This is a genomic window from Pseudomonas sp. HMWF021 (assembly GCF_003061005.1).
In the GTDB taxonomy this organism is placed as follows: Bacteria; Pseudomonadota; Gammaproteobacteria; order Pseudomonadales; family Pseudomonadaceae; genus Aquipseudomonas.
Map to the genome: position 1 here is coordinate 1 of NZ_QAIK01000135.1, position 13,532 is coordinate 13,532.

The 13,532-nt window shown below is 60.8% G+C and carries 12 protein-coding genes and 1 pseudogene; 8 read left to right on the top strand and 5 right to left on the bottom strand.

From position 1 onward, the window contains the following. Positions 1–2,141: DNA polymerase II (locus DBR18_RS18200; RefSeq protein ID WP_108591340.1), on the top strand; the 2,141-nt coding region annotated here is incomplete at its 5' end. On the opposite strand, the gene DBR18_RS18205 is transcribed toward DBR18_RS18200, so the two are convergent. The 3 genes from DBR18_RS18205 to DBR18_RS18215 all read right to left on the bottom strand — a co-directional run bounded on the left by DBR18_RS18205 (position 2,106) and on the right by DBR18_RS18215 (position 4,738). After that, entirely contained in the window at positions 2,106–2,576 is a 471-nt protein-coding gene (locus tag DBR18_RS18205) for a DUF1810 domain-containing protein (protein WP_108591364.1), read from the bottom strand. The two genes, DBR18_RS18200 and DBR18_RS18205, sit on opposite strands and share 36 nt — an antisense overlap. Positions 2,577–2,604: 28 nt before the next feature. Next, a complete protein-coding gene (locus DBR18_RS18210) occupies positions 2,605–3,426 on the bottom strand; it encodes an aldo/keto reductase (RefSeq protein ID WP_108591341.1) in 822 nt (273 codons plus the stop codon). Positions 3,427–3,589: 163 nt separating this feature from the next. Beyond that, positions 3,590–4,738 (bottom strand): aldose epimerase family protein, encoded by a 1,149-nt coding sequence (locus DBR18_RS18215; RefSeq protein WP_108591342.1) that lies wholly within the window; start codon positions 4,736–4,738, stop codon positions 3,590–3,592. A gap of 343 nt (positions 4,739–5,081) precedes the next feature. On the opposite strand from DBR18_RS18215, the gene DBR18_RS18220 reads away from it, so the two are divergent. The 4 genes from DBR18_RS18220 to DBR18_RS18245 all read left to right on the top strand — a co-directional run bounded on the left by DBR18_RS18220 (position 5,082) and on the right by DBR18_RS18245 (position 9,075). Then, positions 5,082–5,831, top strand: coding sequence for a hypothetical protein (locus tag DBR18_RS18220; RefSeq protein ID WP_108591343.1), 750 nt, complete (start codon positions 5,082–5,084; stop codon positions 5,829–5,831). 167 nt (positions 5,832–5,998) lie between these two features. After that, positions 5,999–7,213, top strand: coding sequence for an MFS transporter (locus DBR18_RS18230; RefSeq protein WP_108591344.1), 1,215 nt, complete (start codon positions 5,999–6,001; stop codon positions 7,211–7,213). Between the two features lie 208 nt (positions 7,214–7,421). Further along, positions 7,422–8,207 (top strand): sulfite exporter TauE/SafE family protein, encoded by a 786-nt coding sequence (locus tag DBR18_RS18235; RefSeq protein ID WP_108591345.1) that lies wholly within the window; start codon positions 7,422–7,424, stop codon positions 8,205–8,207. Positions 8,208–8,502: 295 nt separating this feature from the next. Next, positions 8,503–9,075, top strand: coding sequence for a DUF4174 domain-containing protein (locus DBR18_RS18245; protein WP_108591346.1), 573 nt, complete (start codon positions 8,503–8,505; stop codon positions 9,073–9,075). 148 nt (positions 9,076–9,223) lie between these two features. Here the strand turns inward: DBR18_RS18245 and ampC are convergent, their stop codons facing one another. Next, positions 9,224–10,396, bottom strand: a complete 1,173-nt coding sequence (gene ampC, locus DBR18_RS18250) for a class C beta-lactamase (RefSeq protein WP_371921114.1) — start codon at positions 10,394–10,396, stop codon at positions 9,224–9,226. Between the two features lie 142 nt (positions 10,397–10,538). Between ampC and DBR18_RS18255 the strand changes: the two genes are divergently transcribed. Together DBR18_RS18255 and DBR18_RS18260 are read left to right on the top strand one after the other, a co-directional pair. Continuing rightward, on the top strand, positions 10,539–11,411 hold the full coding sequence (locus DBR18_RS18255; protein ID WP_108591348.1) for a LysR family transcriptional regulator: 873 nt from the start codon (positions 10,539–10,541) through the stop codon (positions 11,409–11,411). A gap of 207 nt (positions 11,412–11,618) precedes the next feature. Then, entirely contained in the window at positions 11,619–11,849 is a 231-nt protein-coding gene (locus DBR18_RS18260) for a hypothetical protein (protein WP_108591349.1), read from the top strand. Between the two features lie 192 nt (positions 11,850–12,041). On the opposite strand, the gene DBR18_RS18265 is transcribed toward DBR18_RS18260, so the two are convergent. Beyond that, positions 12,042–12,935 (bottom strand): DMT family transporter, encoded by an 894-nt coding sequence (locus DBR18_RS18265; RefSeq protein WP_177482406.1) that lies wholly within the window; start codon positions 12,933–12,935, stop codon positions 12,042–12,044. 95 nt (positions 12,936–13,030) lie between these two features. Here DBR18_RS18265 and DBR18_RS29440 point away from each other — a divergent pair. Then, positions 13,031–13,532, top strand: a pseudogene (locus DBR18_RS29440) (LysR family transcriptional regulator); the annotation flags it as partial.

Genomic DNA, 13,532 nt, shown 5'->3' on the forward strand with positions numbered 1-13,532 from the left:
TCGAACACCGCCCGGTGCTGGGGCTGTATTGCCAGCAACACGGCCAGCTGATGCGTCTGGAAACCGCACTCAGCCGCGCCGGGGTCGACGTCTTCGAGGCTGATGTGCGCCCGCCGGAACGTTACTTGATGGAGCGTTTCATTACCGCGCCGGTGCTGTTCAGCGGCAGTCCCGATGCAGACGGCGCATTGCTCAACGCCCAGCTCAAACCCGACCCCAAATACCGACCCAAACTGCGCCTGGTCTCGCTGGACATCGAAACCACGGAAACCGGCGAGCTGTATTCCATTGCCCTGGAAGGTTGCGGCCAGCGTCAGGTGTACATGCTCGGCGCGCCGAACGGCGACGCCAGCATCGTCGACTTCGATCTCGAATACTGCGACTCGCGCACCGTAATCCTGAAGAAACTCAACGACTGGTTCGCCCGCCACGATCCCGACGCAATCATCGGCTGGAACGTCGTCCAGTTCGACCTGCGCATCCTCCACGAACACGCGCGACGCCTCGGGGTGCCGCTGAAAATCGGCCGTGGCGGTGAAGAGATGCAGTGGCGCGAACACGGCAGCCGCACGCATTACTTTGCCTCGGCGGCGGGGCGCCTGATCATCGACGGCATCGAATCGCTGCGCTCGGCGACCTGGAGTTTCCCCTCGTTCAGCCTGGAAAACGTCGCCCAGACCCTGCTCGGCGAAGGCAAGGCGATCGACAACCCGTACCAGCGCATGGACGAAATCAATCGCATGTTCGCCGAAGACAAACCGGCACTCGCCAAGTACAACCTCAAGGACTGCGAACTGGTCACGCGGATCTTCGCCAAGACCGAACTGCTGACGTTTCTGCTCGAACGCGCCAGCGTCACCGGTCTGCCAGCGGATCGCAGCGGTGGCTCGGTGGCCGCGTTCACTCATTTGTACATGCCGCTGATGCACCGCCAGGGTTTCGTCGCGCCGAATCTGGGCACCAACCCGCCACAGGCCAGCCCCGGCGGCTTCGTCATGGATTCGCAACCGGGGCTGTACGAGTCGGTGCTGGTGCTGGATTACAAGAGCCTGTATCCGTCGATCATCCGCACTTTTCTGATCGACCCGGTGGGGCTGATCGAAGGCCTGCAACACCCGGACGATGCCGACTCGGTGCCGGGTTTTCGCGGCGCGCGTTTTTCACGCACCCGGCATTGTCTGCCGTCGATTGTCGCGCGGGTCGCCGAGGGCCGTGAGACGGCCAAGCGTGAGCACAACGCGCCACTCTCGCAGGCGTTGAAAATCATCATGAACGCCTTCTACGGTGTGCTCGGTTCCAGCGGTTGCCGGTTTTTTGATACACGCCTGGCGTCGTCAATCACCCTGCGCGGCCACGAGATCATGCTGCGCACCCGTCAGCTGATCGAGGCGCAGGGCCACGCGGTGATCTACGGCGACACCGACTCGACCTTCGTCTGGCTGCGCCGGCCGCATGGGCAGGAAGAGGCGGCGCAGATCGGCCAGGCGCTGGTCAGGCACGTCAACGATTGGTGGCGCGAACATGTGCGTGAGGAATACGGCCTGCAAAGCGCCCTCGAATTGCAGTACGAAACCCACTACAAACGCTTTCTGATGCCGACCATTCGCGGTGCCGAAGAGGGCAGCAAGAAGCGCTACGCCGGACTGGTGACCCGCGCCGACGGCAGCGAAGAAATGGTCTACAAAGGTCTGGAAACCGTACGCACCGACTGGTCGCTGCTGGCCCGGCAGTTCCAGCAGGAGCTCTACGAGCGGATTTTCCAGCGCAAGCCGTATCAGGATTACGTGCGCGATTACGTGCGCAAGACCCTGGCCGGCGAATTCGATGAGCGACTGGTCTACCGCAAACGCCTGCGCCGTACCCTCGATGACTACGAACGCAACGTGCCGCCGCATGTGCGCGCGGCGCGGCTGGCCGACGATTACAACGCGCAGCAGGGTCGCCCGCGGCAGTACCAGAACGGTGGCTGGATCAGTTACGTGATCACCCTGGCCGGGCCGGAACCGCTGGAGGTGCGCCGCGCCGCGATCGACTACGACCACTACATCACCCGCCAGCTGCAACCGGTGGCGGATGCGATTCTGCCGTTTGTCGACGACGATTTCTCAACCCTGATCGGGGGGCAACTGGGCCTGTTTTGAGTCCAGCAGTTGCAGGGTCCATTCGTCGAGGATGCCGTGGAAGTAGCGCTCCAGCGCCTGATTGAACGGGCAATCGGCAGCGCCGAATTGCGCAAACAGGGTCATCGAGGAGTGGAATTTCAGATCATCGGGGTGACCGAAAATCTCGGCAATCGAGCGCTGGCGCACTTTCAGTACCAACTGCGTGCAGGTGCGCAGCCGGGCGCCGAGCAGGTCGTGGGCCAGATAGGCCTGCGCCTCTTCGGCGGACTGAATGGCGAAACGCCGGGACATCTCGCTGCCACCGAGCCCTGCGAACTGCGGGAACACAAACCACATCCAGTGACTGCGCTTGCGCCCCTCGTCGAGTTCACGCTGGACCCGTTCGAACACCGGGTCCTGGGCCTGGACAAAACGCTGAAGATTGAACGGGTCGTGCTGATCAGTGCTTCTCATGACGAAGCCCTCGCCAGCAGCCGGCAAGTCAGACCATCGCCAGCCGCTGCTTGCGTTGTGGCGCTTTGAATGCCTGATCCAGCGCGGCCAGATCCCCGGCGTCCAGTTGCAGCTGCGCCGCCTGAGCATTGAGTTGCACGTGCTCCGGGCTTACGGCCTTGGGAATCGCAATCACACCATCCTGACGCAGAATCCACGCCAGCGAAACCTGCGCCGGGGTCACGTTGTGACGAGCGGCAATCTGCTGCAGCACCGGTTCGGCGAGCATCGCGCCGCCCTGGCCGATCGGGCAGTACGCCATCAGCGGCATGCGCTGTTGCTGGCACCAGGGCAATAGATCGAATTCGATGCCGCGCTCTTCGAGGTTGTACAGCACCTGATTGGAGGTGCAGGCCGGGGAGGCCAGTTCTTCGAGATCGTCGACATCGAAATTCGACACGCCCCAACGGCCGATCTTGCCGTCCTCGCGCAGGCGTTCGAAGGCTTCGACGGTTTCTTCCAGTGGATACTGACCGCGCCAGTGCAACAGATAGAGATCGATGTAATCGGTATCGAGCCGGCGCAGGCTGCGCTCGCAAGCTTGCGGGATGCCTTTGCGGCTGGCGTTGTGCGGATAGACCTTGCTCACCAGAAACACCTGATCGCGCAGCCCCGCGATGGCCTCGCCGACCACGCTTTCGGCACCGCCCTCGGCGTACATTTCGGCGCTGTCGATCAGGGTCATGCCCAGTTCGATGCCTTGACGCAACGCGGCCACTTCCCGTTTGTGCGCCGAGCGGTCCTCGCCCATGCGCCAGGTGCCCTGGCCGATCACTGGAACCTGCACGCCTGCCAGTTCAAGGGTACGCATTCAAACCTCCTGTGCTGATGGTCGATACCTTAGTGGGCAGCAGGATAGCGCAGGGGTTCCATGGGCTCAAAAGCAAAAGATCGCAGCCTGCGGCAGCTCCTACAGGAGAATGTGATCCCACTGTAGGAGCTGCCGCAGGCTGCGATCTTTTGCTTTTCAGCTTTTACCTGACAGAAAACTTCAGCACCACGCTATGGCTATAAGTCTGCCCCGGATCCAGCCGCGTACTTGGGAAGTCCGGCTGATTCGGCGAATCCGGATAATGCTGCGTCTCCAGAGTAAACGCCCCCCAGTGCGGGTACACGTTGCCCCCTTTGCCCTTGACCGTGCCATCAAGGAAGTTGCTGGTGTAGAACTGCACCCCCGGTTCGCTGGTGAACAATTGCAAATGCCGCCCGGACTGCGGATCGCTGACCTCGGCGGCGACTTTGCTCACATCACCGTTGGTATCCAGCACCCAGTTGAAATCAAAGCCACCCTGTTTCGGTTCGGCGAACTTCAGTTGTGGATGATCGGCCTTGATGTGCGTGCCGATGGCCGTGGGTTTGGTGAAATCCATCGGCGTGCCGGCCACGGGTGCCAGTTCGCCGGTCGGGATCAGTTTGGCGGTCACCGGGGTGTAGCGGCTGGCGTGCAGGGTGGCGATCTGTTTCAGCACATCACCATTGCCGTCGCCGGCGAGGTTGAAGTAGCTGTGGTTGGTCAGGTTCAGCACGGTGGGTTTATCGGTGCTGGCCTTGTAGTCGATGCGCAGTTCGTTGCTGTCGGTCAGGCGATAGGTCACCTGCGTGGTGAGATTGCCGGGGAAGCCCATTTCGCCGTCCGCCGACAGATAGGTGAGCGTCACGCCGACGGAATCCTTGTCCTTGGTTTCCTGCGCTTTCCAGACTTTCTTGTCAAAACCCAGTGTGCCGCCATGCAAGGCGTTGGACTTGTCGTTCTGTGGCACCTGATAGCGTTTGCCGTCCAGCTCGAACGCGCCGTCGGCAAGGCGATTGCCGAAGCGGCCGATGGTCGCGCCGAAATACGCCGTGCCTTTCTGGTAGCCCTGAACATCATCGAAACCGAGCACCACGTCGGCGGCTTTGCCGTGCTTGTCCGGCACCAACAGCGATTGCAGGGTGGCGCCGTAGGTGATGACCGTCGCCTGCATGCCGTGGCTGTTGCGCAGGATGTATTGCTCGACAGGCGTGCCGTCATTGGTTTTGCCAAAGGCTTTGTGTTCGGCGGTCAGGCTCGCCGCGTTGGCGCTAAGGGTGGCGATCATCAGGGACAGTCCGAGGCCGGGAAGCAGGTGACGTGATTGAAGCATGGTTGACCTTCCTTTTTGTTGTTGTTCTGAAAACCAAAAACTCCCCTGTAGGAGCTGCCGAAGGCTGCGATCTTTTGACTTTCGTTTTTCAGGATCAAGGTCAAAAGATCGCAGCCTTCGGCAGCTCCTACAGGGAACTAGTCAATCTATTTTGGTGGTAGTTGAAGATTTATAGCTGATTAATCGTTTATTTCAATAATAAAGACTGACTAATTTGCCTTGCGTCGTTCGCCGCCAATCGCCCGGACCAACCCGCCACTGCACTTTTTTGCAATTGCCGGCTCTATCCATGGCCAGGATGCGGCGACGCCCGCCGCGCAGGAATCTGCCCGTTCGAGAATTCATGCCGAGAGTTTGTGACCTGATTGCCGCTGTTGTCCGCCGCCCGTGCGTGTTGCTGGTGTGTCTGTCGTCGCTGTTGTTCAGCGGTTGCAGCCATCAGGACGGCAACGGTTTTTTTGCTCAGATGCGTGACGGTCAACCGCAAGAGTTCTTGCAGACCAGTGTCGACCGCATGGCCACACTGGCGATGCGCGACAACTTCAACAGCCTCTATCGGTTGATGGGCAAACTGTATTTGCGCAACCCGGAAGAACTGCGCAAATCGGGTTTCCTCAACATCAATACCGCGGTAAAACAGGTGCGCCTGGCGGTCGAGCAGCAGCAACCGTTGCCGGTTCTCGGTGGGCGCAAGGATCTGGCGGCGCTCAGCTATGCGATGAGTCCGGAGTTTCTCGGGGATCGGGTCGGCGCTTTCATCTATGCGATCGGCAGCATGCTGGTGACCGCCCATGGCAATCGCACCGAGTTCTACATGACCGATGCGATCAACCCGACCTTCGTCCACAACGCCGCGCGCAACATCGAAAAAGCCACGTGGATTCTGGCCCAGCGGCAGAACAAGGAAGGCCAGCCGCTGCTGTTCTCCAACGAAATCTCGGAGGAGGGCAGCAACCTGAGTTTCGCCACCGAGTTCGGCAAGATCGTTGCGCGCCTCGACCTGTTGTCGCAGATGCTCGACGAGCGTTACCGGCGCATCGGGCTGAACTACGCGCAGAGTCTGCTGTTCCTGAATTTCCTGCCCGTGCAGTAATTCCTGTAGGAGCTGCCGCAGGCTGCGATCTTTTGACTTTGTTTTTTAAGATCAAGATCAAAAGATCGCAGCCTGCGCCAGCTCCTACAGGGAAGTGTTGTCAGTCATGATGGTTAGGTTGTATACAATCCTCCGTCACATTTGACTCAAAGGGAGCTGCACCTGTCATGACCGACTCCGCAAGCACCGAATTCACCGGCATCGACCACGCCGCCCGCCGCGAAAAACTGCCCTACGCGGCGTTGCTGGCGTTCGCCATGACCGGGTTTATTGCCATCCTCACCGAGACCCTACCAGCCGGGCTGCTGCCGCAAATCGGCACCGGGCTTGGCGTCAGCGAAGTGTTCGCCGGGCAACTGGTGACGTTGTATGCGCTGGGCTCGATTGTTGCGGCGATTCCGCTGACCGTCGCCACCCGGGGCTGGCCACGGCGGCGGGTGCTGTTGATGACGGTGGGCGGGTTTCTGCTGTTCAACACCGTGACCACGTTTTCCAGCCATTACGGCCTGACCCTGGCCTCGCGGTTTCTCGCCGGGATGGCAGCAGGGCTGTCGTGGGGAATCATGGCCGGATACGCCCGCGGGATTGTGCCGGTGCATCAACAGGGGCGGGCGCTGGCGATTGCCATGCTCGGCACCCCGGTGGCGCTGTCGCTGGGCACCCCGGCGGGCACCTGGCTGGGCAACCTGATCGGCTGGCGCGCCTCGTTCGGGATCATGTCGGCGTTGGCCCTGGTGCTGGCGGCGTGGATTGTGCTGGCGGTGCCGGATCGTCCGGGCCAGGCCGGCAGCGAGCGCCTGCCGCTGCTGCAATCGTTGCGCTTGCCGGGCGTGCGGCCGGTGCTGTTCGTGGTGCTGACCTGGATGCTCGGGCACAACATTCTCTACACCTACATTGCACCTTTCCTGATGCAGGCCGGGCTGGCCGAGCGCGTCGATCTGGTGCTGCTGGTGTTCGGCCTGTGTTCGCTGGCCGGCATCTGGATCATCGGCTTGCTGGTGGATCGCTGGCTGCGCTGGCTGACCCTGATCAGCCTTGCGCTGTTTGCCGTGACCGCTCTGGTGCTGGCGCTCATGTCGCCGTCACCGTGGCTGATTTACACCTGCATGGCCGTGTGGGGCTTGTCGTTCGGTGGTTCGGCGACGCTGCTGCTGACAGCCGCGGCGGATTCGGCCGGTGAACACGTGGACGTGGTGCAAGCAATGCTTACCACCTCGTGGAACGTGGCGATTGCCGGCGGCGGTCTGGTCGGCGGGTTGCTGCTGGATCGGGCAGGGGCGATGTCGTTTCCATGGGCGTTGTTGATTCTGTCGCTGATCGCGCTGGCGACGGTGTGGATCAACCGACATCACAGCTTCAAACCGGGCCGGCGCCAGCACTGAATATCAAAGCTTTTGTAGGAGCTGCCGAAGGCTGCGATCTTTTGATTTTGATTTAAAAGACAAGATCAAAAGATCGCAGCCTTCGGCAGCTCCTACATGTTAGATGTGGTAAACGGGCATAACGATAGACCGCATCGATATATGTGGTTATATGAAAAATCGCTATGCTGCGGGCCAGATTTTTCCTGTCGTTTTTCTGGACGTCTTAATGGAATTGGCAAATTTCGGCCTGGTGATCGCCGGGCTGGTGGTGGGTTTTATTGTCGGCATGACCGGTGTCGGCGGCGGTTCGTTGATGACGCCGATCCTGCTGTGGTTCGGCATCAACCCGGCAACCGCAGTAGGCACCGACCTGCTGTACGCAGCCATTACCAAATCCAGTGGCGTGCTTGTCCACAAGAAAAACAACAACATCGATTGGGCCATCACCGGTTGGCTGACCCTGGGCAGCGTGCCTGCCGTGGCGATGACCTTGTGGTTCCTCAGCACCCTGCACACCGCGCCTGATGCGATGAACGCGATCATCAAACAGGCTTTGGGCTTCGTGCTGTTCGCCACGGCGCTGGCGATCCTGTTCAAAAAACGCCTGCTGGCATTCGCCCACAAACGTGCCGGCGGCAACTACAACCCGAGCGGCGCGCGCCTGAATGTGATGACGGTGATCACCGGCCTGATCCTCGGCACCATGGTCGCCCTGACCTCGATCGGCGCCGGCGCCCTCGGCACGGTCGCGCTGTTCATCCTTTATCCGCTGCTGCCAACCCGGCGTCTGGTCGGCACCGAAATCGCCCACGCCGTCCCGCTGACCCTGGTTGCTGGCCTTGGCCATGCGAGCATGGGCAACATGGACTGGGGCGTGCTGGGCTTCCTGCTGATGGGCTCGCTGCCGGGCATCTGGCTCGGCAGCCACCTGACCGGGCGTATCTCCGATGAATTGCTGCGCCCGTGCCTGGCGACCATGCTGCTGTTGATCGGCTACAAACTGGCGTTCTGATCGCCGAAACACCCCGGTTCCCTGTAGGAGCTGCCGCAGGCTGCGATCTTTTGCTCTTTGTTTTTACGATCAAGATCAAAAGATCGCAGCCTGCGGCAGCTCCTACAGAGGGAATGGAGGCTGTTCAATTTCACGTGATCACCAACAGGCCCCGGCGTGATGACGCGCACGCGGTTGCGCAATGACGCGGCTGACCTAAGCTTCTGACAAGGCGAAACATATTTGCCGGGCACGATCCCGGAACAATCGCCGCGATGCGCAATCATTAGAGCGTGGATATCAAAAGGAGATGCGCATGCTCATCAGGTCACTGACCCTGACACTCTTGCTGGCGATTGCCGGCCCCTTGTTCGCCGCTGACAACGACTCGCCCATCGCCGGGGATGTGGGACGGGCCCGACCGTTGATCGTGATCGCACAGAGCACCGTCGATCCGGTGTGGGTGGGGCTGAAAAAGTCGCTGGAAGATCCTGCCAACAAGAAAGGTGTGACTGATCGCAACATCAAGGTCTACACCATCCTCAACATGGCCGGTCAGCTCGATGGCAAAGACCTCGGTCAGCAGGACACCATGGCTTTGCTGCGCTCGCTGAAGCTGGGCGCCGGGGCGTACCCGAAAGTGTTCCTGCTCGGCAAGGACGGCGAGACCAAACTTTCTGCCTCCGGCGATGAAGCGAAGTCGGTGGACCTGAAGAAGATCTTCGACACGGTTGATGCATTGCCGGCGAGCGAGAAAGAAATCAGCGCACCGACGGTTGCTGAAACCAAGGCCACCGCCGCCGAACCGGCAGCCAAGAAAGGCGAGAAGGGCGCCAAGCCAACCAAACCGGCGAAACCGAGCAAGCCACCGGAAATGCCGGATGATTGATGGTATGGCCTAAATCAAAAATGGGTGACCTCTACAGGTCGCCCATTTTTATTGCCCGCCAAAAGATCGCAGCCTGCGGCAGCTCCTACAATGACCGAGTGAAACCCCGACCCTGTAGGAGCTGCCGAAGGCTGCGATCTTTTGATTTTCAGTCGGCTAAGGCACTGAGGATCGTGTGAGCAATCTTCACCCGCTCCGGAATCGGAAAATTCTTGTTCGCCAGAATCACCACGCCGACATCCTTCGATGGCACGAACACCACATAACTGCCGAAACCACCGGTAGAGCCCGTCTTGTTGATCAGAACGTTATCCGGCTGCGGTTGCGGCGGGTTGAGCCACTGCACCTTGTGCGGCTGCATGGCCATTTCCGTGCTGTTGCCGGCCAGCAAGCGCTCGAGGCTGATCGGGTAACGGTACATTTCCCAACCCAGACCCTGAGTCATGTCGCCGACGGTGTAGTAACCGGTGTGGGTTTTGGCGATGGCTGTTTGCAGCGGCGCTTCGAGGCTTGCCGATTTCAAGTTGGCCTGCACGTAGCGCAGCATGTCGGCAGCACTGGTTTTCACGCCGTAAGCTTCTGAATCCATCGCGCCCGGGCTGACGCGCACCGGTTGGTTGTTTTTGTCGTAGCCCTGCGCGTACAAGCTCATCTGCGCTTTCGGTACGTGCAGGTAAGTGTGTTGCAACCCGAGTTTCGGCAGCAGGGTTTCACTCATCGCCTGATCGAACGGCTGACCGAGGGTTTTCGCGGCCAGATAACCGAACAGGCCCAGGCTCGGGTTGGAATACAGACGCTGGCTGCCGGCGGGGAAGCTGGGTTTCCATTGTTGGTAGTAGCCGAGCATCTTGTCCGCCGAATCCCACGGGTCAGGGAATTGCAGCGGCAGGCCGCCGGCGCTGTAGGTGCCCAGTTGCAGCACGCTGATGTTGTCGAAAGCGCTGCCTTTGAGGTCCGGCCAGAGCTGGCTGGCCTTGGTCGACAGGTCCAGTTTGCCGGTCGCCTGCGCATAGCCGGCCAGGGACGCGGCGAAGGTTTTGCTCACCGAACCGATTTCGAACAGGGTGTTTTCGCTGACTTTCTGCCCGGTATCCCTGGCGGCCACGCCGTAGTTAAAGTAATGCGGCTGACCGTTGATCGTGACCGCCACGGCGAGGCCGGGGATGTTCTGTTGCTGCATTACCGGGGTCACGGCTTTTTGCACCAGGGCTTGCAGTTGTTTGTCGTCGGGCGTGGCGGCCAGGCACGCGGTGGCGCCGAAAACCAGGCCGAATGCGCTGCAGGAAATGACTTTGAAGGACATGAGTGAACCACTCTCCATGAGTGTTGATGGTGTTATCCCGCTACACTGCGGGCGATTTTCCCGTTGGGCGGCTGATCAGCGCGGTCAATTTAGGCAGTCTCGGGATGATCGGCAAACGATGATATTTCGCATGAGCCATTAGAAAAACTTGGGACTGGGCATGATTCGACCTCAATTGCCGCTCAATGCACTGCGCGCGTTCGAAGCGTCGGCGCGGCATCTGAGCTTTACCCGCGCTGCCGTGGAGTTGTGCGTGACTCAGGCGGCGGTGAGCCATCAGGTCAAAAGCCTTGAGGCGCAACTCAATGTCACCCTGTTCAAGCGCCTGCCCCGAGGGCTGATGCTGACCAGTGAAGGGGAGACTCTGGTGCCGGTGCTGACCAGCTCGTTCGATCATATCGCGCAGATGCTTGAGCGACTCGCCGGCGGTCAGTATCGGGAGATGTTGACCGTGGGCGCCGTAGGCACATTCGCCGTCGGTTGGTTGCTGCCGCGGCTGGCGGATTTCCAGGCCAAACATCCGCTCATCGATTTGCGGCTGTCGACCCATAACAACCGGGTCGATGTGGCTGCCGAAGGGCTGGATTACGCGATTCGTTTCGGTGCGGGGGCGTGGCACGGGATAGAGGCGACGCGGTTGCTCGATGCGCCGCTGTCGGTGCTGTGTGTGCCGGAAATCGCCCGGCAGTTGCATTCGCCGGGGGATCTGCTGCAACAGCGCTTGCTGCGTTCCTATCGCACCGATGAATGGCCGGACTGGTTTCACGCCGCAGGCCTTGCCACCCATGCGGCGCCACCGCAGAGCATCGTGTTCGATTCGTCGCTGGCGATGATGGAAGCCGCGCTGCAAGGCTGCGGGGTAGCGCTGGCGCCGCCGCTGATGTTCGCCCGGCAACTGGCGGCTGACGTGATCCGTCAGCCGTTCGCGATTGAAATCACCACCGGCAGCTATTGGCTGACGCGGTTGCAGTCGCGACCGGAGACGGCGGCGATGCAGGCGTTCAAAAACTGGCTGCTGCAAATCTCTGGCTGACACAAATCCTCTGTAGGAGCTGCCGCAGGCTGCGATCTTTTGATCTTGATCCTCAAAAATCAAAGTCAAAAGATCGCAGCCTGCGGCAGCTCCTACAGGTTGGGATTGCGGTTGATGGCCGTTGGTCTGTTCGATAGCACGCCATTCGCAGCCACGATTCCAACCTGTACGACCCGGACTTTCCGGGCCTCTTTTGAGAGGTGTGTCATGGCTGATGATTCGCTGTTTCAGGGTGGTGTGAAGCCGACCGATCCAACCCGCCCGATGCCCGGCACGGATGAGCCGACACTGGCCGATCACGATGCACCACCGGGCATGAGCCCGGGGCGTGATCCATTGAGTGATGCCGATCGTCCGGAGGACTGGAAGGATCCGGCGGCGGACGATGATGTGCCGCCGGCGGATGAGCCGACGCCGTTGTCGGATGATCGCAGGTAGTGAAAACCCGGCCTTGGTGCCGGGTTTTTTGTGGGTGGTCAGTGGCGGTGGGTGTTGTTCATGCAGGCCTCATTGCGGGCAAGCCCGCTCCCACAGGGGATTTGTGTCAATTCTGGAATTTGTGCACGCCACAAACCCTGTGGGAGCTGGCTTGCCAGCGATGGCGGCCACAATGTCGCTGAAGATCAGAGATCAGACTTCAAGGGTGCGAACCACCACCCGCCGCTCCAGATTCAACGCCAACACACTGATCAACACCACCGCCGCGCCCATCAGCACCATCAGCGCCGGCCGCTCGCCCAGGCCCAGCGAAGCGATGCCCATCGCCGTCGGCGGTATCAGATAAAGCGTCATCGTCGCCCGGCTCAGATCCACATGCTTGAGTACGAAGCCCCACGCCAGATAGGCCAGCGCACTGGGAAACACCCCCAGTGCCAGCACCGCCCATTGCACGCGCAACGGGGCCTTCAGCACTGCATCGCTCAGCCCCGGCAGGTAAATCAGCAACAGCAGCGTTCCCGACCACACCGCGTAGCACGCCAGGCTGAAACCGTCATATCGCCGGGCGTGGTGTTTTTGCAGGGCGAAGTAAATGCTCCACGACAGCGCCGCCAGCAGAATCAGCAAGCCGTGCGCGTCGATCTGCCCCAGGCCACGATCGGCGCTGACCACGATCACCACCCCGACCAGCCCCAGCAGCACACAACCCCAGCGCCAGACACTGACCTGATCCTTGAACACATAGCGCGCCAGCAGCGTACTGAACAATGGGCTAGATTGCGCCAGGACGCTGGAGGCGCCGGCGCTGACGCTTTGCTGGCCGATGTTCAGTGCCACGTGATGCAGGCTGACGGCAAAAAATCCCAGGGCGAACAACAGCGGCACATCGCGCGGTTGCGGTAGGCGAATGCCCTTGAACGTTGCGATAACGGCCATGAACAACGACGCCAGGAGAAACCGCAGCAACGCCAGCTGCCCGGGGTCGTAGGCTTGCAGGCCGATGTGAATGCCGGTCGGCGAATACGCCCAGCAGCCGACCACGAAAGCCATGGCCAGAATGATTTTTACGGGAGAAGGAGACGGCATGATCGGCGCACCGCAAAGGTTGATGCGCCGAGTATCCGGGCGAGCAACAATTCGCCACAACTGACTTATACTGCGCCAAACGTTCACTTTGAGTGATGAGTATGGAGCTGGCGCAGATCCGCATGTTCAAGACCGTGGCCGACGAGGGCAGCATTGCCCGGGCCGCTGAAAAGCTGTTTTGCGTGCCGTCAAATATCACGGCGCGGATCAAGGCGCTGGAGGCGGAACTCAATGTCGCGCTGTTTCTGCGCGAGGGACGCGGGCTGCGGATCAGCCCGGCGGGGCAGACATTTCTGGCGTATGCCGAGCGGATTCTGGCGCTGACCGCCGAAGCCAAGCGCGCGGTGGATCCCGCCGCCGAACCGTCCGGGCCGTTACGCATCGGTGCTATCGAATCTTCGGCCACCGGGCGTTTACCACGTCTTTTGGCGAGGTTTCACAAGCGCTTTCCGCGGGTAGCACTGGAGCTGACGACCGGCACCTGGAGCCAGTTGCTCGACGATACCCTCAGCCATCGACTGGACGGCGCCATCGTCGCAGTGGACGTCGAGCGCTCGCAGCTCAAGCGCACACCGATGTACCGCGAAGAGCTGCTGC

Excerpts from the sequence above, each read along its gene's own strand:
- DBR18_RS18205 (WP_108591364.1), bottom strand. The coding sequence starts at position 2,576 with ATGAGAAGCACTGATCAGCACGACCCGTTCAATCTTCAGCGTTTTGTC.
- DBR18_RS18210 (WP_108591341.1), bottom strand. The coding sequence starts at position 3,426 with ATGCGTACCCTTGAACTGGCAGGCGTGCAGGTTCCAGTGATCGGCCAG.
- DBR18_RS18215 (WP_108591342.1), bottom strand. The coding sequence starts at position 4,738 with ATGCTTCAATCACGTCACCTGCTTCCCGGCCTCGGACTGTCCCTGATG.
- DBR18_RS18220 (WP_108591343.1), top strand. The coding sequence starts at position 5,082 with ATGCCGAGAGTTTGTGACCTGATTGCCGCTGTTGTCCGCCGCCCGTGC.
- DBR18_RS18230 (WP_108591344.1), top strand. The coding sequence starts at position 5,999 with ATGACCGACTCCGCAAGCACCGAATTCACCGGCATCGACCACGCCGCC.
- DBR18_RS18235 (WP_108591345.1), top strand. The coding sequence starts at position 7,422 with ATGGAATTGGCAAATTTCGGCCTGGTGATCGCCGGGCTGGTGGTGGGT.
- DBR18_RS18245 (WP_108591346.1), top strand. The coding sequence starts at position 8,503 with ATGCTCATCAGGTCACTGACCCTGACACTCTTGCTGGCGATTGCCGGC.
- ampC (WP_371921114.1), bottom strand. The coding sequence starts at position 10,396 with ATGGAGAGTGGTTCACTCATGTCCTTCAAAGTCATTTCCTGCAGCGCA.
- DBR18_RS18255 (WP_108591348.1), top strand. The coding sequence starts at position 10,539 with ATGATTCGACCTCAATTGCCGCTCAATGCACTGCGCGCGTTCGAAGCG.
- DBR18_RS18260 (WP_108591349.1), top strand. The coding sequence starts at position 11,619 with ATGGCTGATGATTCGCTGTTTCAGGGTGGTGTGAAGCCGACCGATCCA.
- DBR18_RS18265 (WP_177482406.1), bottom strand. The coding sequence starts at position 12,935 with ATGCCGTCTCCTTCTCCCGTAAAAATCATTCTGGCCATGGCTTTCGTG.